The organism is Streptomyces sp. NPDC043726 (genome assembly GCF_056436565.1).
Genome location: NZ_JBWKCI010000005.1, coordinates 101,908 through 126,245, shown reverse-complemented (window position 1 = coordinate 126,245; position 24,338 = coordinate 101,908). Strand labels below are relative to the sequence as shown.

General features: G+C 69.7%; 19 protein-coding genes and 1 pseudogene. 9 read left to right on the top strand and 11 right to left on the bottom strand.

The window, feature by feature from the left end:
- Positions 1 to 221 precede the first annotated feature (221 nt).
- Positions 222 to 845 (bottom strand): TetR/AcrR family transcriptional regulator, encoded by a 624-nt coding sequence (locus tag AC068Z_RS16150; RefSeq protein WP_478555581.1) that lies wholly within the window; start codon positions 843 to 845, stop codon positions 222 to 224.
- Between the two features lie 216 nt (positions 846 to 1,061).
- Here AC068Z_RS16150 and AC068Z_RS16145 point away from each other — a divergent pair, with 216 nt between their 5' ends.
- Together AC068Z_RS16145 and AC068Z_RS16140 are read left to right on the top strand one after the other, a co-directional pair.
- Entirely contained in the window at positions 1,062 to 1,895 is an 834-nt protein-coding gene (locus tag AC068Z_RS16145; RefSeq protein WP_478555579.1) for a phosphatase PAP2 family protein, read from the top strand.
- Positions 1,892 to 3,010, top strand: a complete 1,119-nt coding sequence (locus AC068Z_RS16140) for a DMT family protein (protein WP_478555577.1) — start codon at positions 1,892 to 1,894, stop codon at positions 3,008 to 3,010. The genes AC068Z_RS16145 and AC068Z_RS16140 overlap by 4 nt, the downstream gene beginning before the upstream one ends.
- A gap of 22 nt (positions 3,011 to 3,032) precedes the next feature.
- Here AC068Z_RS16140 and AC068Z_RS16135 read toward each other — a convergent pair whose 3' ends face one another.
- The 6 genes from AC068Z_RS16135 to AC068Z_RS16110 form a co-directional block, all read right to left on the bottom strand.
- Positions 3,033 to 5,084 carry a phosphocholine-specific phospholipase C gene (locus AC068Z_RS16135; RefSeq protein ID WP_478555575.1) on the bottom strand — a complete coding sequence of 684 codons (2,052 nt, stop codon included), beginning with the start codon at positions 5,082 to 5,084 and terminating at the stop codon, positions 3,033 to 3,035.
- Between the two features lie 142 nt (positions 5,085 to 5,226).
- Positions 5,227 to 7,704 (bottom strand): caspase family protein, encoded by a 2,478-nt coding sequence (locus AC068Z_RS16130; RefSeq protein WP_478555573.1) that lies wholly within the window; start codon positions 7,702 to 7,704, stop codon positions 5,227 to 5,229.
- Entirely contained in the window at positions 7,701 to 8,072 is a 372-nt protein-coding gene (locus tag AC068Z_RS16125) for an effector-associated constant component EACC1 (protein WP_478555571.1), read from the bottom strand. Before AC068Z_RS16125 ends, AC068Z_RS16130 begins: the two co-directional genes overlap by 4 nt.
- A 61-nt stretch (positions 8,073 to 8,133) precedes the next feature.
- Complete coding sequence (locus AC068Z_RS16120) at positions 8,134 to 10,101, bottom strand: beta-galactosidase (RefSeq protein WP_478555569.1); 1,968 nt, start codon at positions 10,099 to 10,101, stop codon at positions 8,134 to 8,136.
- Positions 10,101 to 12,308, bottom strand: a complete 2,208-nt coding sequence (locus tag AC068Z_RS16115; RefSeq protein ID WP_478555567.1) for a 1,4-beta-glucanase — start codon at positions 12,306 to 12,308, stop codon at positions 10,101 to 10,103. The genes AC068Z_RS16120 and AC068Z_RS16115 overlap by 1 nt, the downstream gene beginning before the upstream one ends.
- Positions 12,309 to 12,661: 353 nt before the next feature.
- A complete protein-coding gene (locus AC068Z_RS16110; protein ID WP_478555565.1) occupies positions 12,662 to 13,186 on the bottom strand; it encodes a DUF6082 family protein in 525 nt (174 codons plus the stop codon).
- Positions 13,187 to 13,442: 256 nt separating this feature from the next.
- Between AC068Z_RS16110 and AC068Z_RS16105 the strand changes: the two are divergent.
- Positions 13,443 to 13,664: pseudogene (locus AC068Z_RS16105) on the top strand (ArsR family transcriptional regulator); the annotation flags it as partial.
- A 99-nt stretch (positions 13,665 to 13,763) separates the two neighbouring features.
- Here AC068Z_RS16105 and AC068Z_RS16100 read toward each other — a convergent pair.
- From AC068Z_RS16100 to AC068Z_RS16090, 3 genes are all read right to left on the bottom strand, one after another.
- Positions 13,764 to 17,687 (bottom strand): CHAT domain-containing protein, encoded by a 3,924-nt coding sequence (locus AC068Z_RS16100; protein WP_478555563.1) that lies wholly within the window; start codon positions 17,685 to 17,687, stop codon positions 13,764 to 13,766.
- Entirely contained in the window at positions 17,671 to 18,027 is a 357-nt protein-coding gene (locus tag AC068Z_RS16095; protein ID WP_478555561.1) for a hypothetical protein, read from the bottom strand. The genes AC068Z_RS16100 and AC068Z_RS16095 overlap by 17 nt, the downstream gene beginning before the upstream one ends.
- Before the next feature lie 160 nt (positions 18,028 to 18,187).
- Positions 18,188 to 18,526 carry a glyoxalase superfamily protein gene (locus tag AC068Z_RS16090; RefSeq protein WP_478555559.1) on the bottom strand — a complete coding sequence of 113 codons (339 nt, stop codon included), beginning with the start codon at positions 18,524 to 18,526 and terminating at the stop codon, positions 18,188 to 18,190.
- Positions 18,527 to 18,761: 235 nt separating this feature from the next.
- On the opposite strand from AC068Z_RS16090, the gene AC068Z_RS16085 reads away from it, so the two are divergent.
- The 3 genes from AC068Z_RS16085 to AC068Z_RS16075 are packed head-to-tail and all read left to right on the top strand — an operon-like array spanning position 18,762 to position 20,901.
- Positions 18,762 to 19,832, top strand: a complete 1,071-nt coding sequence (locus AC068Z_RS16085) for a Rieske 2Fe-2S domain-containing protein (protein WP_478555557.1) — start codon at positions 18,762 to 18,764, stop codon at positions 19,830 to 19,832.
- Positions 19,829 to 19,984 carry a hypothetical protein gene (locus tag AC068Z_RS16080; protein WP_478555555.1) on the top strand — a complete coding sequence of 52 codons (156 nt, stop codon included), beginning with the start codon at positions 19,829 to 19,831 and terminating at the stop codon, positions 19,982 to 19,984. Before AC068Z_RS16085 ends, AC068Z_RS16080 begins: the two co-directional genes overlap by 4 nt.
- Positions 19,981 to 20,901 carry a PDR/VanB family oxidoreductase gene (locus AC068Z_RS16075; RefSeq protein WP_478555553.1) on the top strand — a complete coding sequence of 307 codons (921 nt, stop codon included), beginning with the start codon at positions 19,981 to 19,983 and terminating at the stop codon, positions 20,899 to 20,901. Before AC068Z_RS16080 ends, AC068Z_RS16075 begins: the two co-directional genes overlap by 4 nt.
- On the opposite strand, the gene AC068Z_RS16070 is transcribed toward AC068Z_RS16075, so the two are convergent.
- Positions 20,852 to 21,667 carry an IclR family transcriptional regulator domain-containing protein gene (locus AC068Z_RS16070; protein ID WP_478555551.1) on the bottom strand — a complete coding sequence of 272 codons (816 nt, stop codon included), beginning with the start codon at positions 21,665 to 21,667 and terminating at the stop codon, positions 20,852 to 20,854. The genes AC068Z_RS16075 and AC068Z_RS16070 overlap by 50 nt on opposite strands.
- A 149-nt stretch (positions 21,668 to 21,816) precedes the next feature.
- On the opposite strand from AC068Z_RS16070, the gene AC068Z_RS16065 reads away from it, so the two are divergent.
- Genes AC068Z_RS16065 through AC068Z_RS16055 form a run of 3 tightly spaced genes read left to right on the top strand, consistent with a single transcriptional unit; the run spans position 21,817 to position 24,334 of the window.
- Entirely contained in the window at positions 21,817 to 22,788 is a 972-nt protein-coding gene (locus AC068Z_RS16065; RefSeq protein WP_478555549.1) for an ABC transporter substrate-binding protein, read from the top strand.
- Positions 22,785 to 23,558, top strand: a complete 774-nt coding sequence (locus tag AC068Z_RS16060) for an ABC transporter permease (protein ID WP_478555547.1) — start codon at positions 22,785 to 22,787, stop codon at positions 23,556 to 23,558. The genes AC068Z_RS16065 and AC068Z_RS16060 overlap by 4 nt, the downstream gene beginning before the upstream one ends.
- Positions 23,555 to 24,334, top strand: a complete 780-nt coding sequence (locus tag AC068Z_RS16055; RefSeq protein WP_478555546.1) for an ABC transporter permease — start codon at positions 23,555 to 23,557, stop codon at positions 24,332 to 24,334. The genes AC068Z_RS16060 and AC068Z_RS16055 overlap by 4 nt, the downstream gene beginning before the upstream one ends.
- The last annotated feature ends 4 nt before the right edge of the window (positions 24,335 to 24,338 follow it).

Genomic DNA, 24,338 nt, shown 5'->3' with positions numbered 1-24,338 from the left:
GCCGTCGCTCGGCATCCCGGGACAGCAGCGGCATCCGGGTAAAGCAGCGGCATGCCAGGAAAGGCATGCGCACGGCACCCGGGTGAGCGAACGGCCGGGTGGGGCACCTCTCCGCTCAAAGAGGGACCCCACCCGGCCGGGGGGTGCGCGCCGCCCCCGTCCCCACGGTGCGGCGCGTCGCAGGTCACCGTCCAGTCATCCCGTGGACGGCGGCCTGGGTCTCATGTCTGTTGTGTCAGGCCCAGCGCGGGCAGTACGGCGGCCTCCACGAACCGGAGCAGATAGTCCGGGTCGGCGAACTCGCCCTCCAGGACCGGCCGGGCGCGCAGCACGCCGAAGATCTGCGCGGCGACGTACGGCAGGGCCGGATGGTCGGCGGCGACCTCGCCGCGCTCGACCCCGCGCTGGATGATCGCCTGGAGGGCGGCCAGCTCGGGCTCGACGAGCGCCTCGCGCAGCGCGTGCTGGAGCTCACGGTCCTGGGTGACCGCGTGCCCGAAGGCCTGGAGCAGGACCGTGGTGTCGCCGGACCAGTCGCCCACCGCCCGGCCGGCCTCCCGCAGGTCCCCCGCGAGGGTCCCGGTGTCGATGCCGGCGAAGCGCGGGCGGCGGCTGGAGCGCAGGGCCGCCGCGACGAACTGGGGCTTGGTCTTCCACTGCCGGTAGAGCGTGGACTTGCTGCATCGCGTGCTCGCGGCGATGCCCTCCATCGTGACGGCGTCATATCCGCACTCGCGGATCTGGTCGAGGACGGCGTCGAAGAACTCCCGCTCACGCTCGGGCGTGATCTTGGAGCGGCGCGAGGCGGCGACCGTCTCCGGTCCGTCCGCGGCCTGCGACGTCATCGGCTCTTCTCCTCGCTCGGGTTCTTCCAGTGTGGCCTATGTCAATCGATACGCCAGTGTACCGGTACCCCACCGTATCGGTACACTGCCGTATCGGTACAGTGTCGTTTCGGTACTCACCCGTATCGATGAGTTCGGCGCGTCCGCGGAGTCACCCACCCCGCGGGCCGCCGCCCGCACCACCCACGCACCACCGTCAGCGAAAGGGCCGGGGGAATGAATGCCCGCACCGAGCCTGCAGAAGCCGAGTCGGACGCGATAGCGCGTCCGCCGCTCGTCCGTGAGCTCCTGCTCGTCGCAGGGCTCTTCCTCGTCTACAAGTTCGGCCGGCAGCTGGCCACGGGCCACACCGGCGAGGCCTTCCGCAACGCGCACCGTGTGTGGGACCTGGAGCGAGCCGTCCGTCTGCCCGGCGAGGGCTCGGTGCAGTCGGTGCTGCTGAGCGGCGACACCCTGGTGCATGTCGCGAACACCTACTACGCGACCGTCCACTTCCCGGCCACCGTGGCCTTCCTGGTCTGGCTCTACCTGCGCCGCCCCGCGCACTACGTGTGGGCCCGCCGGATCCTGGCCACCGTCACCGCGGTCGCCCTGGTCGGACACCTGCTCTTCCCGCTGGCCCCGCCGCGGATGCTCGACGCGACCGGCCTGGTCGACACCGCGCGGGTGTACGGCCCCTCCGTGTACGGCCCGCCCGCCGACGACCACCTGTCGAACCAGTTCGCGGCGATGCCCTCGCTGCACTTCGGCTGGGCCCTGATGGTGGCGATCGGGCTGATCGTCGCCACCCGCTCCCGCCATCGCTGGCTGTGGCTGCTGCATCCGCTGCTGACCCTGCTGGTGATCGTGGGCACCGCCAACCACTACTGGCTCGACGCGATCGTGGCCGCGGCCCTGCTGGGCCTCGCCCTCGCCGTGATCCACCCGCCGCACCGCACCAGGACCACCGCGGGACGCGGCACCAGGCACCTCGTACCGGCCGAAACACGGACCGAAGCACCGGCCGGAGCACTGTCCGATGAACCGACTCTCGTGGGAGCGGGCCGATGAACGCCACACTGCTCGCGGTAGTGCTGTCCCTGTTCTCGGCCGTCGCCTACGCGGCCGCCGCCGTCGCCCAGGAACGGCTCGCCTCGCGCACACCGGGCACCGGAGTGCTGCGGCTGCTGGGCTCGGGCGCCTGGTGGTCGACGGTGGGTCTGAACGCCACCGGCGCGCTGCTGCACGTGGTCGCCCTGAAGTACGGGCCGCTCACCGTGGTCCAGCCGCTCGGCGCGCTCACCCTGGTCGCGGCCGTGCCGCTGGGCGCGCGGGTCGCGGGCCGCCGGGTGAGCGCCGTGGAGTGGCGGGGCACCGCCCTCACCCTGCTCGGCCTCGCGGCGATCCTCGTCACGGCCTCCGGACACGCCCCCGACGACGTGCTGAGCGTCTCCGAGGCGGTGGCGGTCGCCGGGGTCACCTCGGTGCTGATCGCGGCGCTGGGCCGGCCCGGCAAGCGCCAGGGGCTGCGGCACGCGACCGCGTCCGGGGTCGCCTCCGGAGTGGCCTCGGCGCTCACCCAGACCGTGACGGTGGCCGCGACGGACCGCTCGGGATCGCTGCTGAGCATGCAGGTGATCGGAGTGGCCCTGGTCGTCGCGACCTTCGCGGCGGGCGGACTGCTGCTGTCGCAGTCGGCCTACCGGGACGGCCTGGACGCACCGCTCGCGCTGGTGACCCTGTCCAACCCGGTGGCCGCCGCGCTGATCGGCCTCGCCCTGCTGGACGAGCGCGTCAAGGGCGGCGCGGCCGGCATCCTGCTCGCGCTGGCGGGCGCCTGCCTCGCGGCGTGGGGCGTGATCATGCTGACGCGGGTCACGCACCCCGTGGACGCCGACGCGGTGCCGCACACCACCGACGCCGACGCGGTGCCGCACACCACCGGCGACCACTCGGTGCCGTACGCCGACACCACGCACGTCCGGCCGTACGCCGACACCGAGCCCGTCCTGCCGTACGCCGACACCGAGCCCGTCCTGCCGTACACCGGCGACGACCACCCGGTGCCCTACGCCGACGACGACCACCCCGTCGCCGCCGTGCTGGCGCTGGAGCCGGGCACGGCGGCGGCGGAGCCGGCGCTGGTGCCCCGGCAGCCGCAGCCGGGACACCTCACGCCGCTGTGAAAAGCGCGCCGGCCTGGCCGGCCTAGTCGGTGGCGATCGCCGGGTCGCTCACGCCGGGACGGCCGTTCTCGACGTGGCCCGCGAACCGCCGCAGGTACGCCGGGTCGACGTCGGAGGTGACGGACAGGTCGTACCAGCGCCGGCTCGCCGTGAGGTCGGCGGTGTGCCGGACCGTGGCGCCGGGGCGCACCGTGAAGGTCCGCGGTGAACCGCCGTAGGCACTGGTGACCTTCAGCCGGACGGTCCCGGAGCCCTTGTTGGTGAGGGTCAGCTCGACGCGGTCACCGGTGTGGCGGGCGGTGACCTCGGGCCCGGCGCTCTTGTTCGGGCCCTTGAAGACGCGCAGGAAGCCGTTCGGGCCGTGCACGGTCAGGTTGTACGAGCCGTTCGAGTACACCGAGTTCCAGGTGTCCGCGAGGGACTTGCCGGCCTCGGTGGTGTACTGCCACGGTCCGTCGGTGCGGTTGCCGGAGGTCACCAGGAAGGCGGCGCCCGCCTTGGGGCCGGAGGCGAAGGTCAGCGTGAACTTGCCGGCCGCCGCGTCCACCGAGCCGTCCACGTACGGGGCGTACTTCAGCGGGCGGGCCGGGCGCAGGCCGCGCTCCTGGCGGGGCATGTCCGGGTCGGCCGGCGGGGTCGGCCTGTAGTCGGGGTGCCGCTCGCGGTCCTGCGGCTCGTACTCGTCCGTCCCCGGCAGGGCGGCCGGGCGGCTGTCCTTGCGGGAGAAGTCGAAGGCCGAGGTCAGGTCGCCGCACACGGTCCGCCGCCACGGGGAGATGTTGGTCTCCTTCACGCCGAACCGGCGCTCCATGAACTGCAGGATCGAGGTGTGGTCCAGGGTCTCGGAGCAGACGTAACCGCCCTTGCTCCACGGCGAGACGACGAGCATCGGCACGCGCGGGCCGAGGCCGTAGGGACCGGCCGGGCGGCGGCTGTCGCCCGGGTAGAGGTCGAGGGAGACGTCGACGGTGGACTTGCCCTGGGAGGCGTCCTTCGGCGGGAGCGGCGGCACCAGGTGGTCGAAGAAGCCGTCGTTCTCGTCGTACGTGATGAACAAAGCCGTCTTCGACCAGACCGCCGGGTTGGCGGTGAGGGCGTCCAGGACCTGGGCGATGTACCAGGCGCCGTAGTTCGAGGGCCAGTTGGAGTGCTCGCTGAAGGCCTCGGGGGCGGCGATCCAGGAGATCTGCGGCAGCTTCCCGGCCTTGACATCGGCCTTCAGCTGGTCGAAGTAGCCGTCGCCGTTCTTGACGTCGGTGCCGGTGCGGGCCTTGTCGTACCAGGGCTCACCGGGCTGGGCGTTGCGATACTTGTTGAAGTACAGCAGCGAGTTGTCGCCGTAGTTGCCGCGGTAGGGGTCGCTGATCCAGCCCCAGGAGCCGGCCGCGTCCAGGCCGTCGCCGATGTCCTGGTAGATCTTCCAGGAGATCCCGGCCGCCTCCAGGCGCTCGGGGTAGGTCGTCCAGCCGTAGCCCAGCTCGTCGTTGCCGAGGACCGGGCCGCCGCCGGTGCCGTCGTTGCCCGTGTAACCCGACCACATGTAGTAGCGGTTGGGGTCGGTGGAGCCGATGAACGAGCAGTGGTAGGCGTCGCAGATGGTGAACGCGTCGGCGAGGGCGTAGTGGAACGGGATGTCCTCGCGGTTCAGGTACGCCATGGTCGTGGTGCCCTTGGCCGGGACCCACTTGTCGTACTTGCCGCCGTGGTAGGCCTGCTGGCCGTCGGTCCAGCCGTGCGGCAGGCCCTCCAGGAACTGCATGCCGAGGTCGTCGGCGGTCGGGTGGAAGGGCAGCAGGTCCTTGGTGCCGTCGGACTGGTGCCACACCGACTTGCCGTTGTCCAGCGTCACCGGGTGCGGGTCGCCGAAGCCGCGGACGCCTCTCAGCTTGCCGAAGTAGTGGTCGAACGAACGATTCTCCTGCATCAGGACGACGATGTGCTCGACGTCCTCGATCGACCCCGTGCGGTGGTTCGCCGGGATGGCGGCGGCACGCTGAATGCTGCTCGACAAAGCGGTGAACGCCGAGGTGGCGCCCGCGAGCTGAAGGAATCTGCGCCGGTTGACTTCGGGCATGAGTGAGGGACCTCTCCCCTTGAGGGTGTTCGACCGGTCGGATCTGTTTGACGGATTGTGCGCGGAAGGAGTGTTCCAAGAGCACCAAACGTCAGGGAAGGGTCTGGTGGCCGCTGTGTGAAAGTCGTCGGTACGGCCGGTGCTAGCCGCCGGGGGCGGTGAGGCGCTGGATGCGGGAGTGCCGTGCGCCGGCGTGGTGGGCGAGGGCGCGGTCGAGTTCCTCGGGGGTGGTGTCGAGACGGCTGCCCTCGACGGAGATCAGGCGGAGACCGCCGTACTCCTGGCGGTAGGGCCACCAGACGGAGCGGGGTGGCCGAGCGCCGGGTCTGAGCCACATCACCAAGGAGTGGCGGGGGGAGGGGTGTTGGGTGGCGATGATGCCCACGCTCTCTATGTCGCCCCAGGGGATGCGGAGGGAGTGGGGGCGCAGGCCGGACAGGCTCACGGTGAGGCCGGTGGGGCCGACGTGGAGGGAAACTCGATGACGGTCCGTCAGGAAATAGACGGCCATGCCGAACAGGGGCAGATTCGAGAGCACGAGGGACTGCAGCGCGGCGAGGGGAACAGGCAGTTCCTGGTCGGGCTCGGTCGAGAGGACGAGAGCCGTCAGCGGCAGCAGGAGTACGGCGCAGAGCAGCACCGCGGCACCTCGTGACCGGAGCCCCTTGAACGTCGTCCCTCCCTCGGACACCCGCGGCGCGCCCCTGGCGCCGGGACGACCGGGTGGCAACCAGTCCTGCCCAGGAGGCGCGAGCTGTCCGTCCCCGGCGAACCGCTCCAATGCCGCGTACACCTTGCGCCGTTCGAGGGCCACTTCCGGGAGAGAGCACAGCGTGACGCACCCGGCGGAAAGCCTGGGCAGGTAGAAGGCGGTCCGGTCGACAGGTTCCGGTGCTCCGGCCCGGTCGACGGGTCGCAGGGCGAGCAGGCCGAGCCGGTCCAGCCTGCCGGGCCACGTGACCACGCCGATCCGCTCGATCTCGGTCCACGCGTACACGATCTCGGTCTCCGCCCTGGTCAGCGTCACACCGGCGCCGCTGATCACCAGCCGGACCGGGTGCACAAGCCGGGAGAGGGCGAACCACGTCACCCCGCACGTGGCAGCGGCGAGGCACAACGACGGCAACCCGAGGGCCAGATGGACGGGGCCGGTGAACAGGTCCTTGGGGAACGCGGCGTACGCGAACAGGGCGGACAGCACCGCCATGGCGACGAAGTAGCCCCGGTCCGCGGAGTAGACGACCACCTCCTCCTCGTCCGGGGCGAGCGGGCCGAGCGGAGCGTTGCAGCGGGTCCACGCCGAATCCGCGGTCCGCGAGAGGGCCAACTCCACGGCGGCGGGTGGCGCGTCGAGGTGAGTCAGGCCCGCGAATCGCAACGAGCCCTTCTTCCTGTCCCACCGTGGTCCAGGAGCGCCGCGCTTGGCGGTCGTGACGAGAACCCCCGGCTTGGGCTTCAGCATCAGGGTGTACCGGGCGCCCCTCAGCCGTCCTGGGGGCCGGGCCGCTATGGACACCCTGCTGACGCGATGCCATGGGTAGTAGAAGTGCTGGTCCTTCTTGTAGCGGACCTCGATGCCGTCGGGTCCGATGACGAGGGTGTAACCGCTGGGGAAAACGCGGCCCAGCACGCCGAACACGAGGATGAACCCCGCGAGCACACCCATGCTGATCAGGCCCTGCGGAGCGAGCAGATCGGTCGACTCCCCCTCCTCGGGGCCGTACCGGACACCCGCCCACGCCAGACCCAGGACCGGCGGGACGGCGAGGGACCATTCCGTGACACGCCGGTGCCATACGTCAGGCCTCAGCCGGGTCACCGGCACGGGACCGGTGTCCTTCACCAACAGCGCCCGGTCGTCGACCCCCTTCGCCTGTCCAGCCGCCTGGTTCCGCACCAGCGCCAACGCCGCATGCCCGTCCGACCCCTGCTGCCGAGGCCGCGGCATGGAGCGTGCCTCCAGCGCGGCCGCCAGCGGCTCGAACAGTGCGCTCAGCGGCAGCAGTTCGGGGCCGCCTGGCACACCGTCCCGGAGCAGCTGGATGAGTTCCCCGGTGAAGGCGGTGTAGCGATCCTTGGGTGGCGCATACGACTTCAGATCCCCCGACGAGGACGTGAGGAGGTACGTCCCCCGGATGTCCAGCCGCGCCTGCGCCCCGTCCGCGTCGCCCATCATCGCGTCCAGGACCCACCCGCTCTGACAGCAGTCCAGGATGAGGATCTTGTTGCGGCAGGGCGCGGTCTCGAAGATCTCCCGGATCGCCTGGAACGGCACGGTCGTCCAGCGCAGGTCGTTCTGGTCGGCCCCGCTGAGCGCCAGGTGCAGCTCGCTGTAGTCGTGGTTCAGGATGCCGTGCCCGGAGAAGTACACGAGCAGCGTGTCCGGGGCGTCCGCCGCGGCCTCGCGGATCGTACGGCACACCCCGCGCGGGTCGGCCGAGTCCTGCACGACCGTGCACCGGCCCGGCAGGAACGCGCCCGTGTCCGCGGTGAGCAGTTCGGACAGCACCTCCAGGTTGTTGCGCACGGCCAGGAGGGGCTTGAGGTCGGGGGTGTCGTAGGTGGAGGTGCCGATCAGGACCGCCCGGGACCCCCGGGGGTCCGGCAGTCCCGGCGTCACGGCTGCGGTGGGTTCAGGTGGTCCCGGAAGGCCTCGGCCAGCAGCGTCCGCGCGTCCTCGGCGGAGTCCGCGGTGACCTTGGCGCTGCGGCCGTCGGCCAGGGTGATCTCCACGGAGGTGGGGGACCGCCGGGCCGAGAGCAGAGCGGGCAGCGTGGTGATGAGCGCGGTGACGGCACCTCCGCTCCCGAGTCCGATGAGCAGCAGCTCCACACCGCCGCCCATCTCGCCTTCCTCGGCCTCGGCCGGCACGACGTCCACATGTCCGCGCAGCTCGGGCCGGGCCGTCAACTGCTTGCGGAGGGCCACGAGTTCGGCTCCCGTGGCCCCCGCCCCGGTCTCGTCGATCAGCCGCAGCTTCACCTGCATCCCGTGTCGCCTCCCCCGTCGCGCTTGCGGGATCAAGTGTGCAGGAAGATCAGGCGAGTTGTCAGGGCCGCAGCGCCGCAACGCCGTAACGGCCCAGGGTGAGCCGGTCGGTGACCGTCTCGCCGGTGAGCAGGTCGTGGTGGGTGCCGGGGACGCCGACGGTCACCGGCTCGCGGCCGTGGTTGAGCACGAACAGCACCTCGGCCCGGCGTACGGCCTCGACCTGATCCGGCAGACCGGCGAGTACCGGCCGGACTCCGGCACCGTCGGCGATCCGGGTCAGAAGCGCGCGCAAGGCACCAGGCTCCGGGAGCGTGGCGACGTACCAGGCCCGGCCCTTGCGCAGGACCGCGGGCAGTCCGTCGAGCTCGCCGCCCTGGTACGGCACGGTCTCGGCGGCGGTGCCGTCGCCCTCCAGTTCCTCGGACCACAGGGAGCCCGTGAAGCCCTCACAGACCACGGTCTCCCCCGCGTCCAGCGGCCACCACTCGTGCAGCGTGCGGATGCCGAACAGCTCCCGCAGCCGGACGTCCATGCCGCCGGGGCGCACCCGGTCGTCCTCGTCGGCGACGCCGGTCTGGAAGCCGCAGACGAGGGTGCCGCCCTGGCGGACGTAGGCGAGGAGGTTCTCGACCGCCGCGTCCGTGAGCGCGTACAGCTGCGGCACGACGACCATCGCGTACGGCGTCAGGTCGTGCTCGGGGTGGGCGAAGTCGGTGGTGAGGTGGGCCTGCCACAGCGCGCGGTGCCAGGCCCTCAGGACGTCCGTGTAGTCGAACTGGGTGGACAGGCGGCCGTCGTGGGCGCCGGCCCACCAGGAGTGCCAGTCGTGCAGGACGGCCACCTGGGCGGAGCCGTGGCTGCCCGACACCTCCGGGGCGATCCGAGCGAGGTCGGCGCCGAGCCGCTTGACCTCCTGGTACGTACGGCCCTCCGCCCCCGCGTGGCTGACCATCCCGGAGTGGAACTTCTCCGCGCCCTGCCGGGACTGCCGCCACTGAAAGTAGCAGACGGCGTCGGCGCCCCGGGCGACGGCCTGGAGGGACCACAGCCGGTTGAGGCCGCGGGGCTTGGGGTGGTTCACGCCCCGCCAGTTGACCGGCCCGGCCGCCTGCTCCATGAGCAGCCACGGGCCGCCCGCCTGGGAGCGGGTCATGTCCTGGACCAGGGCGCCTTCCTGGGCGCCGAGCGGATCACTCGGGTCGGGGTAGATGTCGACGGAGACGACGTCCTCCTCCTCGGCCCAGCGCCACGCGTCCACGCCGTTGAACAGCGGCATGAAGTTGGTGGTGACCGGCAGGTGCGGGGAGTGGCGGCGGACGATGTCCCGCTCGGCGCGGAAGCACTCCAGGAGCGCGTCGGAGGTGAAGCGCCTGAAGTCCAGCATGTGCGTGGGGTTGCGCAGGTAGTGCGGCAGGCGGGGTGGGAGGATGCCGTCCCAGGTGTCGTAGCCCTGGCTCCAGAAGGCGGTGCCCCAGGCGGAGTTGAGGGCGTCGAGGGTGCCGTATCGCTCGCGCAGCCAGTGGCGGAAGGCGGCCGCGGCTTCGTCGCCGTAGTCGAAGGTGCAGTACTCGTTGTTGATGTGCCACATCGTCAGGGCCGGGTGCCCGCCGTAACGGGCGGCCAGGTCCTCGGTGATGGCGGCGGCACAGCGCCGGTAGGTGTCGCTGGAGTGCGAGAAGTGCTGCCGGCCGCCCCACCACTCGGTGCGGCCGTCCTCGGTGACGGGCAAGGTGTCGGGGTGCAGTCGGCCCATCCAGGGCGGGGGTGAGGCGGTCGGGGTGGCGAGGACGACACCGATGCCGCCCTCGTGCATCAGGTCCATGAGCCGGTCCAGCCAGCCGAACTCCCGTGCGCCCGGCGCCGGTTCGAGTCTCGCCCAGGAGAAGACGCCGAGGGTGACCGAGTTGACCCCGGCCTCCTTCATCAGCCGGACGTCCTCGTGCCAGACCTCCTCAGGCCACTGTTCGGGGTTGTAGTCGCCGCCGAACAGCAGACGGCCCCGGGTGGCGTCGCTCAGGCCGGGCATCAGGCGGGCTGCCCGTACTGCACACCGCGGCCGTTGGTGGCGACGTAGACCCGCCCGTACACGCGCGGGTCACCGGCTATGGCCGCCCCGGTCCAACCCCACTGGTGCCGGTCGTCGTTGATCCGCACCCAGGTTCTCGCCTCGTCGTCCGAGCGGTAGACGGCGGTGATCGCCTCCGTGGAGCCGACCTGGTAGATCGCCGGGTAGTCGGCGCCCTTTGCGGCCTTGCCGAAGCCGAGGGTGTACGAGGCCCAGCAGCTGGCGACCTTGTCGAAGGTCCGGCCGCCGTCGGTGGAGCGGTAGAGCCCGTTCCACTTGGCGGAGAGCCACAGGTCACCGCTTCGCCCGGGCGCCGCGGCCATCTTGAACTCGCTGTCCCCGGAGGGCAGTCCGGTCGCGCGCGTGGTGAAGGTGCGGCCGCTGTCGGTGCTGGCGAGGACCGTGCCCGTAGTGGTGTCGTACGCGTAGAAGACCGTCGGGTCGGCCGGGTCGGCGACCGGCGTGGCGCCCTTCGGGAAGGAGGGGACCTCGGTCCAGGTGGAGCCGTTGTCGGCAGAGCGGTGGGCGGGGTGCTTCGTGCCGTCCCAGTGCACGAAGACCCACAGCAGCACGCCGCCGTCGGCGTTGACGGCGATCGGCCCCGGCGCGTCCTTGGCGAGGGCGGGCTGCGTCCCGAACGGCGCCCAGGTCCTGCCACCGTCGTCGGAGAAGGCGCCGTTGCCGTGATCACCCCAGCCGGCCCGCACGACGTACGACGGCTTGGCCGCGGCCATGGCGAGGCCGGTCGACGTACCCGTCACCGGGTTGGACGCCATGCCGCGTGACGGGGACGCCGTGAGCCGCTCGTGGTACATCACCCCGATGTCCCCGTTGCCACTGATCAGATGGGCCTCACCGACGGGAGGCGAGAGCAGCTGCCGTACGGACGTCTCCTCCAGGCCGCGGATCCGCGGGGCCCAGTTCCTGAGGTCGCGGGTGCCGTAGACGGTCGCGCCGGTGCCGTAGAGGAGGTGCTGGGAGTCGTACGGGTCGAGCGCGAGGGCCTGGATCCACCAGCCGAACTTCGGCTGGTCGCCACCCCACTTGAGGTAGGGCGTCTCGGAGACGTCGAAGACCGCCGTGTCCTTCAGGGAGGTCCAGGAGCGGCCACCGTCGGTGGAGCGGAAGACGGTGTCGACCGCGGCCCAGCGGTTGTTGGTCGAGACGACGAGCGTGCCGGGGCGGCGGGCGTCGACCGCGACACCGCCGTAGGCGAAGGTGTCGGCGGATCCGTCGGCCGTGGTGCCGCCGGGCTTCACCGGCGTGACCTCGGTCCACTTCCCGTCGCTGGTGCGCAGCTTGTGCACGCTGCCGTTGGACTGGCCGTTGGGGCCGGGGGCGTCGCCGTACGTCACGTACAGCTCGCGGGTGTGCCGGTCGTAGGCGGCGCGGATCGGCACCCTGGCCGCGGCGCCGGTGGGCCGGCCGGGGACGGGTTCCCAGCTCGTGCCGCCGGAGGTGCGGTACAGGTTCGGCTGGTCGGCGGTGCCGTCGGAGTCGCCCCAGCCGGCGTAGACGGTACGGCCGGCGGCGACGAGGCATGTGATGCCCTGGCCGGTGGCGCTAGGGGTGGCCGGGAAGCTGGCGGACGCCCAACTCTCGCCCCTGTCCGTCGACTTGAGCAGACCGTCATGCCGGGTGCCGAGCCACAGGGTGTCGCTGTCGCGCGGATCGACCAGCAGCCGCTCCCCCGCACCCCGCCCGTCCTCGTTGGCGCCGAGCCGCACGGTGAGGTCGGTGCGCTGCCAGGTGGCCCCGCGGTCCTCGGAGCGCAGCACGGCGCCGTTGCCGGCCCAGGACTGCGTGTACGCGCCGAGGGCGAGGTACAGCCGGTCCGGATGCGCCGGGTCAATGGCCATGGCCTCGACACCGAGGAGGTTCCAGTCGTCCCAGCCGAGGTGGTCGGTCAGCGGTGTCCACCGGCCGGTCCGGTCGTCCCAGCGGTAGGCGCCGCCGATGTCGGTACGGGCGTAGGCGAGCCCGGGAACGCGAGGGTGGAACAGGATGCCGGTGACGAATCCGGTGCCTCCCATGACGGCGGTCCGCCACCGGTAGCCGCTTTGCGCGGCGGCCTGCGCACCCCCCTGAGCCAAGGGCAGGGAGGCAGCCGCGGCGACGGCTGCGGTCCCGGCGATCACGGAGCGTCTGCTGAGGTGAAACGTGGTCATGGCATACCCCGCTCTGGGCCGACTCGTCGAAGCGCTTCAACTGCACGAGGCAAAGTAGTGAGCTGACTCCTACGAGACAAGGGGCTGGCTGTCGAAGCGCTTCACTGTCGACCGGGAAGCTGCTCCTTATTGCCTACACGACCGTGACGCGCATGGAACAGGCCAAGGTCGCGCCAGCGAGACACATCCGCGGCTAGGAACTGCATGTCGTTCCGGTGGTCAAGGGTCTCGAAGAATGCGAGCCCGGCGTGACAGTGGCGAGCTTGAAGTGTGCCGAAGTGAACGGCCATATCTGCACTCACGAATGGCCCTCATGTCAGACCTCGTTGGTCTTCCGAGCGTCTGGCCGGCTGTCAGCAGTTGTGGTCGCTGGGCGGCTCCCCGACGACCCACCATTCGTCGGTTTCGGATGCGTAGATTTCCTGGATGAGGTGGTCCATAATGCCGGCCACTTCTCTCTCAGGGCTGTCCTGAGCAAGCCCGACCCGCTCACCCCGGGTGGCTTCCCAGGACTCCCGCACAACGGGAGAGCGCAGGAAGGCCCGCGCGTGGGCGGTCAAGTCCTCCCACACCACCGCGCCGGTGGTCCACGCGTGAACCAAGCTTGCGTACGTCGCCCTCACGTAGAGGAACTGACGCCTCTTGTGAGGCGGCACGTCAACGTCGCCGACGAACACTGTCTCCGCGAGGAGCGGGTCATCCATGGCCTGGTTCAGCAGCTCCTGGGGAGGCCAGGATGCCGGCGGCTGCGGCGAGGCGTAGTAGGTGTTGTGCTGAACTCCCTCGCCCAGTACCGGACCGTGAAAGGTGCCGTTACGGAAATCGACCACGTCAGCGCGATCCGGCCCCTCGCTCCCGCCGTCCTCAAAAGGCTCCATGCTCGTGTCTCCCATCTCCACGCCCGGTCGGCCCGGCACCTGGACCGCATCCGCCCAGCGTGGCCTGACCTCTCGAAGGACAAGCCGATATCCAACCCCTCGTCACAGTATGCGAGCGCCGGAAGCCGCGCAGGCCCGCTCAGCGGCCCCGAACACAGCCAGCCGTCCACTGCGTCGTTCGGACGCGTGCTCGACCGGACAGCTCCCTGCGATTTCCCGCCACGAGCTGGCCCGGGACCGGTCAAGCCTTGATTGGACCGCTCTGGTCGGCCGGGCCCGAGCCCGGCTGCCGTTGGCGCTGGACGCCCCGGCCAGTACGAACCACCTCGCCCGAAGCCTCGCCATGGCACCCTGCGCGGTCGGAGACGACCTCGCCATCCTGCGAGGCGCGGGGCTTCTCGTCCACGCCCGGTCCGGACGCGCGGTGCTCTACCGGCGCACCCCGCTCGGCGAGGCGCTGGTGGCCGGCTCGGGCTGAGGGCTCAGATCAGCACTGCTTCTTGAGGCTCCGTGCCGAAAACGGGAGCCCGGGGCGCTCGCGGGGCGGATTCAGAGCAAGCTTCACTTGAGTGCGCCATCAGGGGCGGCCGGTGAGGAAGAACGCTGCCCAGTCCACCGGCGACGTGAAGGGACGATGGTCTTCACGAGCGTTCAGGAACGGGGCGAGAACGCGCTGGCGTCGGCTGTCGGCGACTTCGTCATGGGCGTCGAGAAGCCCGACGAGGCGGGCATGTGCCTCCTGTTCGGACATGGTGCGCAAGGTCCGAGCAGCCGTGGCCAGACAGCGCGCGAGGGAAGCGCCCTGGCGTCGCCGGGCGGTGTAGAACAGATCGCTGAACAGGAGCGCGGATGCATCGCGCACTCGCCAATATGTACTGATGACGGAACTCGCGCCGGCGAAAAGAAAGCCGCTGGCAAGACTGCCCAGTTCGTCAGCAAGATTGGGCGTCATGGCACCTGTCTCACACGCCGACAGGAAGACGGTCGCGCCCGGAGTCATGACGACGTCGCGCTGAATGTCGGCCAGCGAGACACACCCGTCGTCGAGCGGGCCTGGGGACATGCGCAGGTGGCTCCCGGCGTCGTCCCCGAACGTCTGCGCGCCGTGACACGCGAGATGGATCCAGTCGGCGGACCGGAGAGACTCGAACAGACGCCGCCTCGAAGCCTGCGCACCCTCGAAAACACGGCCGCCCCCGAAACCGTCCCGTGCGACAGCCACCTCGACGCGACCGCAAGGCAAGTCGTCGCCCGGATCGGCGAAGCCGACAAAGCCGCCGCCTCCAGCCCCGCTCAGATGGGCCAGATTATGCGCAAGCAAGGTGCCGCTCGGCGCGTAAGACACCGTGTAAGCATCAGCCCACACGCCCCCGTCCGGCAGCGGACAGGCGTGGAGGGGCAGGCAGTGCAGTCCGGAATGCGGCACGAACACAACTGCCTCAGGAACAAGATGGCGCAGCCGCTCGTGGACCGGCCCCAGCAATTCGCGGCCCAGTCGGGCGCAAGCCTCGTCGACCGCCTCGCGCCACTGCACCAGGGGGGTGTCGTCAAACGCCGCCAATGGACTCTTCATGCGTGCGTAGGCCGTGCCGACGCGGACGAAGAGGGAGAAGATCTGAGGCAGCCCGAAGCCTTCGACCTCGAAGGTCGACGCGCTCTCCTCGAGACCGGATGCCATCACGAACACGCGGGTACTGCTGCCTCCGGGCACGAACTCCACGACTGCGCCGTTGGCCAGTTCACCGGCCACATCCCTCATGGCTGCCAGGGTGGGCACCGCGAGTTCGGCACCGTGACGGAAGCGAAGCGATCGGCGCCCCTCGGCGTTCTTGCCTCGCTCGACGTAGCCGTAGGCGCCGTCAAGGTCACCAGAGCGGAGAGCACACTCCATACCCCGCAGGTAGAGGCCATGCTCGCGAAGGGCCGTACGGGTCAGTGGCAGGCGGAACTCGTCCAGGAACCGCTCCCGGGCTGCGATGGCCACGTCCAAGTGCCGGCGCGCAGTCGAGAAATCCTCTAGGTCGTACATGTGAATCTCCGCCAGCAGTTGGCTTACGGACGGATTGTCGCCTCCCAGGGAGGCGAGCTTCACCAGGGCAGCCGAGGGATTGCCCAGGAGTTGGAGAATGCGCGCACGCAAGAGGACGAACTCGCTGTGGACGGGCGTCTGGTCACCTGCGTCCCGCAGCAGCGACTCTGCTGTATCGAGCCAGCTCTCGGCCTCCTCGAGAGCCGTCCGGTTGGTCGCTTCGAGCCTGCGCGGTAGCGGCTCCTCTGCCCGAAGGATCGCCTCAACCAAGTGACGACTGTCAACCGCCAGGCGCACATGCGCCTCAGCAAGCCCGACCGCCACTTGTGCCGCAAACGACCGCTCAGGCCCCTGGCCATAACTGTCCCAGACAGAGCGGAGCGCAGCGATCGACTTCTCTGGATGCTGGACGGCCTCGGCGCGAGCCAGGCCCTGTTGACAGACGGCCTCGGCACGTACGTCCCCAAATCCCCGGGCGTAGTCAAGGGCGTGTTCGAAGACTCGCTTCGCCTCGACGGTCAGACCGAGGCGCAGAAGCAGTTGTCCGAGATCACGGCACCAGTTGCCAGCATTCCAAAGGTCGCCTCTCTGCTGGGCAAGTTCCAGGGCGCGCTCGTAGTACTCCATCGCCTCCGCGTAGCGCTGTTGCCACTCACGCAGTTGTCCGAGCGTCCCTAGTACCGGCCCCTCGCGGCCCGGTCCGCCAAAGCGCCGTGCCATCTCCAGAGCACGGCCGAGATGGTCGTCGGCCGCGTCGATGTCACCGAGCTGAAGTAATTCGCCTCCGTAGTTGAGCAGGCAAACGCTCAGCGCGGCACCGGTGTCCGGCAGTCCTGCCCTCAGGATCGGCAGCGCTTCCTCGTTGAACACCCTGGCCTCGTCGTACCGGCCTTGGTCGTCGAAGGCGGTGGCAGCGTTGACCAGGACAACGGCGCGTGCGACCGGAGAATCCTGGCGGCGAGCATGGGCAAGAGCCTCCTCGTAGTGCTCGATCGCCTCGGCCGTACGACCCTGCTGCCGCAGGTCCGTGGCCAGATTGGTCAGGGTGCTGATCAACGTGCTGCCCAAAGTCCCTGGGTGAGCGCGGGCGATGCGCAGCGCGCGGGAGTGAGCCGCGACGGCGTCGTCGACCGCACCCGCCAAGCGACAGTAGCCACCCCAGAGCGTGAGGAGGTGAACAGCCACCGCCGGTTCAATGTCGTCCGGTACGTACCGTGCCGCAAGGGACAGGAGGGCATATGCCTGGCGCCCGCCAATGCTCGAGTCCTCCGCGCGGTCGACAACCCGACGGGCTATCTGAGTCATCACAGACAGGTCCGCGAAGCGCGAAGGCATTCGCGATGATGCGGACTCCAGAGGCGTCGCCCCGGCAACAACCTCGGCGGCCAGTCTCTCCAGTTCCTCGGCGGCTACAACGGCCTGGTTCACCACCTCGTTCTCAGGACTGCCGGCGTCTGCGGAGGCCTGCACGGCAGTACGCCGTAGATGTGGTCGGATCTGTTCAAGGTTGGCGTCCGCGATGCGGATTCCCTCGCTGTCTCCCATCGCCCCGGCGATACGACGGGCCTCCAAAAGCTTCTGCTCCGCCCCGTGGTACTCACCCTGCTGGGCCAGGTATGCCCCCGAGTTGCCCAGGTAGTGACCTTCGGTGGCCTCGTCGCCTCGCTCCTGTGCCAGCGCCAGGCCGAGCTCCAGCAGTTCGCCCAGATGCTCGTCCACGCCCAGCTCGAATTGCATGTTCACCGTGCGCCGCACCGCATCCGCCAGTTCGCGTGTCCGGCTGCGCGCGGCCAGGGCGGCCGAAGAGGCCTGGCCGAGGTATTGCACACGGATTTCGCGGTTCACCGGATCGGCGACCTGAGCCAGGACGGCGAGAGCAAGAGCCTCGCAGTCGTGCAACCCGGCGATGCGCGCCCGCTCCAGACCCCGCGAGAGATGCTCGGCGGCCCTCCGAGGATCGGTGTCGCCCAGCAGACTTCCGGCACACACCTCCTCGAGAGCTTCCATCCGCACATCGCCGATCTCACGCGCCATAGCGGCGCAGCGAAGGCGCAGGACGAGTTGTTCGTCGTCGTTGCCGGCGAACGCATGGACAGTGGCTTTGAAACTCAACCCAACGGCCAGCGCCCGCATGTCCGCCAACTCTTCGCACCACGCCACGGCACATTCGCTGACATCAAGCGCCTCTTGCATCATTGACTGAGACAGCAGGCTCTTGGCGAAGTTCAGTGCAATGCCGATCTTGAGCTTCAGGCCGTCGACGTGCTCGACAAGCAGCCAGGCGAAGAACGCTGCGAGCGACTCTCCGGGGGTGAGGTCGATCGTGGACAGGTCGATTCTTTCGGTGATCTCCTGCAGCTCGGAACTGTCGAAGGAGCCGTTAACGCCCATCTGCATGACCAGTGCGCCCGCCGACTCCACGTCCGTCTCACCGCGGAGGCACGCAAGGACGAGGTCAATGAGCGTCGGCATCGTCGGACTCGACGGAGGCGACGTCACGGAGTCGAGCGAAGAGTGCGTCAAGCTCCGCGAGGTCTGTATCACCGGCGATCTGGACGGACACCTCCCCGATCCTGATCGACACGGCCTGATCCGGCGCCGTACGCCGTGGCGAGAGCCGTTTCCTGATGTAGTCCCTCAGCGTGTCGAGGGCGATCCCGGCCACACCCGCCGCCAAGGAGCTGAGAGCGATCTCAAGAATGGCGAAGTCACGGTAGTCGCTGCGGTATCGCAGTTCCGCCTGCCTGTCAGGGAGGACGGCCCGCATTTCCTTTTCCAACTCTGCGTGATTGGTCAGCGCGACCTCGATCACAAGTCCGCCTTTGGCACGCATGCGCCACCCCCGCTACGCCGGCGATCAATGTGCCCGAATTGTACTCCGCGAAGAGTGCCGCGTACTGGGCGATCCGCCAAGTGCCGTACGCATGGTACGAGTTGAAGCCGCTACCTTGGCAGGGACAAGACACGTAGGCTCACTGGGTGCCCGTCGGCGTGCCGATCCGAAGCCGGTTGCCGTCGGGGTCGCGCAGCTCAATCTCACGCGCCCACGGAGCGTCCTTCGCCTGCACACCGAACTCAGAGGCGATGGCCTCGACATCACGAACGCGGAGGTAGACCAACGTGTCGGGACGGGCATCGCCTGTGTGCTCCGACAAGAACAACCGCACCCCGCCCCGAGCGACCTCGACGAATGCGGGAAGTCCGGGTTCGAAGTGGTGTTCCCACTGCTTGGCGAAACCCAGTCGCTCGTACCACGCGACCGCCGCTGCGGCGTCCTCGACGCGAAGAATGGGAATGACTTCCTCGTCCATGGCGCCATCGTCGCAGACCGCCCGGGACGAACGTCGCCTGTTGCGGCACTAGATCCAGTTCGCCCACGACGCCAGGTCGCCCGCTCAGCACACTCCTCACTCCTCTCCCACAGACGAGCACCAGCTCTGACCAGGCAGTTTCCCCTTCCTCTTCCGTCAGACGGAAGAGGTATTGCGGCCCCGTGACCCCCGTCCCGACGATGTCGCCACGACCCAGAGACGGGAGCCAGCCGCCATGCCCCACATGACCGCCTTCGCCAGGAACCAGTGGTACGTCGCCGCCTACACCCAGGAAGTCGGGCGGGAGTTGCTCGGCCGGACGGTTCTCGGGGAGCCGCTCGTCCTCTACCGGACCGAGGAGGACGGCACGGCCGTCGCGCTGCACGACCGGTGTGTGCACCGCCGGTACCCCCTGTCCGAGGCGCCGACGCGGCTCGACGGGGACCGGATCGTGTGCGGGTACCACGGGTTCACGTACGACACGACCGGGACGTGTGTGTACGTGCCGGGGCAGAAACGCGTACCCCGGACCGCGCGCGTCGCCTCCTACCCCGTCGTCGAGCGGGACTCGCTGGTGTGGGTGTGGATCGGGGATCCCGCCCTCGCCGACCCGCAGAGCGTTCCGCGAGCCCGGCACCTCGACGCCCCGGGCTGGACCACCGTCCGCGGCATGGAGCCCATCGACTGCGACTACGGCCTCCTCGTCGACAACCTCCTCGACCTCTCCCACGAGACCTACCTGCACGGCGGCTACATCGGCACCCCCGAGGTCGCCGAGACGCCGATCACCACGGAGGTCGACGAGGGCGCCGGGATCGTGCGGGTGAGCCGGCACATGGACGACGCCGAATGCCCGCCGTTCTACGCGAAGTCGACCGGCATCGAGGGCCGGATCATGCGCTGGCAGGACATCGAGTACCACGCGCCCTGTCTGTACCTGCTGCACAGCAGGGTCGCGCCGGTCGGAGTGCTTCCGGAGGCGGACGGCAGCGATCCGGGCGGGTTCCACACCGAGATCACCTACGCCATCACCCCCTCCGGCGACGGCAAGGTGTACGACTTCTGGGCCGTGTCCCGGGACTGGGCGACCGAGGACGCCGAGGTCACCGAGTTCCTGCGGAGCAACAACCACACCGTCGTCATGCAGGACGTCACCGCGCTCAACCTCCTCCAGCGCACCCTCGGCACCGAACGGCACGGCTACCAGGAGCTGAGCATCAACATCGACACCGGTGGTCTGGCCGCGCGCCGCATCCTCGCCCGGCTGGTCGAGGAGGGCGACAAGCCCGGGGAGAAGGCACTGTGACGGCGCCGACCGGCGAGATCTACCGCATCGACTGGGTCCCGGGCACCGACGTCCTGCACGGCACCTGCCACTGCGGCACCGAGCACACCGCCGAGGACCCGGTCGAGATGTGGGAGTGGATGCTCGCCCACCCCGAGGGGCACGGGTCATGAACGAACTCGTGGTCGAGGAGCAGGAGTTCGCCGCTGATGGGGTCGTCGCCATCACCCTGCGGCACCCCCTCGGCGAACCGCTGCCCGCCTGGACTCCCGGCGCCCACATCGACCTCCTCCTCGCGCCCGGCCTGGAGCGCCAGTACTCCCTGTGCGGCGACCCCGCCGACCGCTCCGCCTGGCGGATCGCGGTGCTGCGGGAACCGGACGGGCGGGGTGGATCCGCTTTCGTGCACGAGCAGTTGGAGACGGGGGGCAAGATCGAGGTGCGCGGTCCGCGCAATCACTTCGCACTCCTCCCCGCACCCCGCTACCTCTTCGTCGCCGGCGGCATCGGCATCACCCCGATCCTGCCCATGCTCGCGGCGGCCGAGGCGGCGGGCGCCGAGTGGACGCTGTTGTACGGCGGTCGCAGCCGCGCCTCCATGGCGTTCACGGACGAACTCCGCCGCCACGGCGACCGGGTGACGCTCGCGCCGCAGGACGAGACCGGGCTGCTGGACCTGTCCGACCTGGACGACCTGCGGGACGGCACCCTCGTCTACTGCTGCGGTCCAGGGCCGCTCCTTGACGCCGTGGAAGAGCGCTGCCCGGCCGACATCCTGCACGTCGAGCGGTTCCAGCCGAAGCAGCAACAGGCCCAAGGAGAAGTCGAGTTCGAGGTCGTCCTCAACCGCAGCGGCCGTACCCTCACCGTCCCGCCCGGGGTCTCCGTGCTCGACACCGTGCGCGCCGCCGGTGTCGAGGTGCTCTACTCCTGCACCGAGGGCACCTGCGGCACCTGTGAGACCGACGTCCTCGAAGGCACCCCGGACCACCGGGACTCGGTACTGACCGAGGCCGAGCGGGCGGCCGGGGAGACCATGCTCATCTGTGTGTCCCGGTGCCGGGGGAAGAGGCTCGTGCTGGATCTGTGACCCTGAGGTCGGCCTCGATCCGGGCGACCGTGTCCAGCAGCGGCGGCAGCAGGTCACGGCGTACGGACTCCAGGGAGTTGCGGCCCGCGTGCACCGCGATGTTCACCGCCGCCGCCACCTCGCCGCCTCGGTCCCGGACCGGGGCGGCGATCGAGCGCAGCCCCAACTCCAGTTCCTGGTCGACGATCGCGTAGCCCTGGCGACGCACCCTTCGCAGCTCCGCGCGCAAGGCGTCCGGCTCGCACAGGGTGCGCGGGGTCAGCGGACTCAAGTCGGCCCGGGCCAGACGAGTGTCGATCTCCTGCTCCGTGAGATTCGCCAGGATCACCCGGCCCACCGAGGTGACATGGGCCGGGAAGCGGGTACCGACCGTGATGGCCGCGGTCATGATGCGGGTGGTGGGCACACGGGCGACATAGACGATGTCATCGCCGTCCAGCACGCAGAGTGAGGACGACTCCCTTACCAGGCCCACCAGTTGTTCCAGGTGGGGCTCCGCCAGCTCGGGCAGGGTGAAGCTGGAGAGGTAGGAGTAGCCGAGCTCCAGCACCCGCGGGGTGAGCCTGAACTGGCGTCCGTCCTGGTGGACATAGCCGAGGTCGGCCAGGGTCAGCAGCAGCCGGCGGGCCGCCGCGCGGGTCAGTCCGCAGTCGCGGGCGACCTCACTGAGCGTGCGCGTGGGGTGCTCGGCGTCGAAGGACCGGACGACGGCCAGGCCGTGCGCGAAGGAGTTCACGAAGTGGCGTGCGCGGTCCGGCTCGGGCATAGTCGCCTCCTGATGTGTCAACAATTTTGTCAGCGAAACTGGTTGACCTGATCGGTACCGGGCTCTACCTTCCCGCTGTGCGCAGTTGAGCACTACTGTGCGGTCAACGCACAGCCTGTCGGAACACCGTTGTCTGCACAGGAGGAGTCATGCGTCGTCTGCTCGCCGGTCTCACGGCCGGCACGTTCCTGTTCGCCCTGACGGCCTGCGGCTCGTCCGACGACGGTGGTTCGTCGGACGGGGCGGGTTCCTCGGGCGGCGTCACCACGGTCACGGTGGGGCTCATCCCCATCGTCGACGTCGCGCCCGTCTACCTCGGGCAGGACAAGGGCTTCTACGAAAAGCACGGCCTGAAACTGAAGTTGACGACCGCTCAGGGCGGCGCGGCGATCGTGCCCGCCGTCGTCAGCGGGCAGTACCAGTTCGGGTTCAGCAACATGACCTCGCTGATGATCGCCCAGTCGAACAGCGTTCCCGTGAAGGCCATCGCGAACGGGATCGCCTCGACCGGCGAGGACGGCAAGGACTTCGGCGCGCTCACCGTGAAGAAGGACAGCGCGATCAAGTCACCGAAGGAGCTCGAGGGCAAGAAGGTCGCCGTCAACACGCTGAAGAACATCAACGAGACCGCCGTACGCGAGTCCGTGCGCAAGGCCGGCGGCGACCCCGACAAGGTGCAGTTCGTCGAGCTGGCCTTCGACCAGATGCCCGCCGCACTCGACGCCGGCCAGATCGACGCGGCGATGGTCGTCGAGCCCGCGCTCGCCACGGTCAAGAGCCAGGGCGGCACCGAGATCGCCTCGTCCCTCGTCGACGTGGCCCCGAACCTCACGGTGGCCATGTACTTCACCTCCACCCAGTACGCGCAGGAGAACCCGGAGGTGGTGAAGAAGTTCCAGGACGCCACCGCCGAGTCCCTCGCCTACGCCGACGCCCACCCCGACGAGGTCCGGCAGATCGTCACCACGTACACCAAGATCCCGGCCGCGGTGCTGGAGCAGGTCACCCTGCCGAAGTGGCCGGCCGACCCGAACCGCGCCGCCATCGAGAAGCTCATGCAACTGGGCGAGCAGGACGGGCTGTTCAAGACCACTCCGGACCTGGACAAGCTGCTCTCGTGAAGGGTCTGAACGTCGTACTCGGTGCGGCCGGGCTCGCGGTCTTCCTCGCCCTGGGCGAGGTCGTGCCGCGGCTCGGCCTGGTCAAGGAGGCGTACTTCCCGCCGACGAGCGAGATCGCCGACGCCTTCGCCACCGAACTCGCCGACTCCGCCTTCTGGTCGGCGCTCGGCGACACCCTCGCCGGCTGGGCGCTGGGCCTCGCGATCGCCTCCTGCGCGGGAATCACGGCGGGTATGGTGATCTCGGTGGTGCCGTACCTCCGCGAGGCCACCGCCTCCACGATCGAGTTCCTGCGCCCGATCCCCTCGGTCGCCCTGATCCCGCTCGCGGTCCTCCTGTACGGCACCGAACTGCGCTCGGTCCTCCTGCTGGTCGTCTACGCCTCGTTCTGGCAGGTACTGATCCAGGTGCTCTACGGCGTCCAGGACGTCGACCCGGTCGCCGACGAGACGGCACGGTCGTACGGTCTCGGCACCTGGGCGCGGATCCGGCATGTGCTGTGGCCGACCGCGCTGCCGTACGTCATGACCGGGGTCCGGCTGGCGGCGGCGGTCGCGCTGATCCTCGCCATCACCGCCGAACTCGTCATCGGGGCACCGGGGTTGGGTGCACGCATCGCGATCGCGCAGAACTCGCAGGCGGTACCGGAGATGTACGCGCTGATCGTGGTCACCGGGCTGCTGGGGCTGCTGATCAACGTGGGCGCGCGAACGGTGGAACGGCGTGCACTGGCCTGGCATCAGTCGGTGCGCGGGGAGGTGGCGGTGTGAGACTGTTCCTGCTGCGTCTCGCCTTCGTGTTCGCCCTGCCGGCGGTGCTGGTCACGGTCTGGTGGGTGGCCTCCGACGACAGCACGGACGTGTACTGGCCGCCCCTGCGGACGATCCTGGAGACCTTCCCGGACGTCTGGACCGGCGACCGGCTCAAGGACGACGTACTGCCCAGCCTGCTGCGGCTGACCGGGGGTTACGTCCTCGCCGCCGTGGTGGGCGTGGGGCTCGGCACGGTGATCGGCTCCTACCGGCGGGTGCGGGCGGTGTGCGAGCCGGTCCTGGAGTTCCTGCGGGCGGTCCCGCCGCCGGTACTGGTGCCGGTCATCATGCTGTTCGCGGGCATCGGCGACACCATGAAGGTGACGGTGATCGCGAGCGGCTGCGTCTGGCCGGTCCTGCTCAACACCGTCGAGGGCGTACGGGCGGTGGACCCGGTGATGACCGAGACGGCACGGTCGTACGGCATCAAGGGCCCGGCCCGGTTGCGGAATCTGGTGCTGCCCTCGGCGAGCCCGCAGATCTTCGCGGGGCTGCGCCAGGCACTGTCCATCGGGATCATCCTGATGGTCATCAGCGAGATGTTCGCCGCCAGCAACGGCCTCGGCTTCACCATCGTGCAGTTCCAGCGTAGCTTCGCCATCCCCGACATGTGGACCGGCATCCTGGTCCTCGGGCTGCTCGGCTTCCTGCTCTCCGTCGTGTTCCAACTCGTCGAACGGCGGGTCCTCGGCTGGTACCACGGCCTGCGCGCCTCCACCCGGCGGTCCCCGTGAGCCT

Coding starts and splice junctions, on each gene's coding strand:
- AC068Z_RS16145 (WP_478555579.1), top strand. CDS start 1,062: ATGAATGCCCGCACCGAGCCTGCAGAAGCCGAGTCGGACGCGATAGCG.
- AC068Z_RS16135 (WP_478555575.1), bottom strand. CDS start 5,084: ATGCCCGAAGTCAACCGGCGCAGATTCCTTCAGCTCGCGGGCGCCACC.
- AC068Z_RS16075 (WP_478555553.1), top strand. CDS start 19,981: ATGAACGAACTCGTGGTCGAGGAGCAGGAGTTCGCCGCTGATGGGGTC.
- AC068Z_RS16115 (WP_478555567.1), bottom strand. CDS start 12,308: ATGACCACGTTTCACCTCAGCAGACGCTCCGTGATCGCCGGGACCGCA.
- AC068Z_RS16120 (WP_478555569.1), bottom strand. CDS start 10,101: ATGCCCGGCCTGAGCGACGCCACCCGGGGCCGTCTGCTGTTCGGCGGC.
- AC068Z_RS16150 (WP_478555581.1), bottom strand. CDS start 845: ATGACGTCGCAGGCCGCGGACGGACCGGAGACGGTCGCCGCCTCGCGC.
- AC068Z_RS16100 (WP_478555563.1), bottom strand. CDS start 17,687: ATGCCGACGCTCATTGACCTCGTCCTTGCGTGCCTCCGCGGTGAGACG.
- AC068Z_RS16070 (WP_478555551.1), bottom strand. CDS start 21,667: ATGCCCGAGCCGGACCGCGCACGCCACTTCGTGAACTCCTTCGCGCAC.
- AC068Z_RS16085 (WP_478555557.1), top strand. CDS start 18,762: ATGCCCCACATGACCGCCTTCGCCAGGAACCAGTGGTACGTCGCCGCC.
- AC068Z_RS16125 (WP_478555571.1), bottom strand. CDS start 8,072: ATGCAGGTGAAGCTGCGGCTGATCGACGAGACCGGGGCGGGGGCCACG.
- AC068Z_RS16110 (WP_478555565.1), bottom strand. CDS start 13,186: ATGGAGCCTTTTGAGGACGGCGGGAGCGAGGGGCCGGATCGCGCTGAC.
- AC068Z_RS16090 (WP_478555559.1), bottom strand. CDS start 18,526: ATGGACGAGGAAGTCATTCCCATTCTTCGCGTCGAGGACGCCGCAGCG.
- AC068Z_RS16140 (WP_478555577.1), top strand. CDS start 1,892: ATGAACGCCACACTGCTCGCGGTAGTGCTGTCCCTGTTCTCGGCCGTC.
- AC068Z_RS16065 (WP_478555549.1), top strand. CDS start 21,817: ATGCGTCGTCTGCTCGCCGGTCTCACGGCCGGCACGTTCCTGTTCGCC.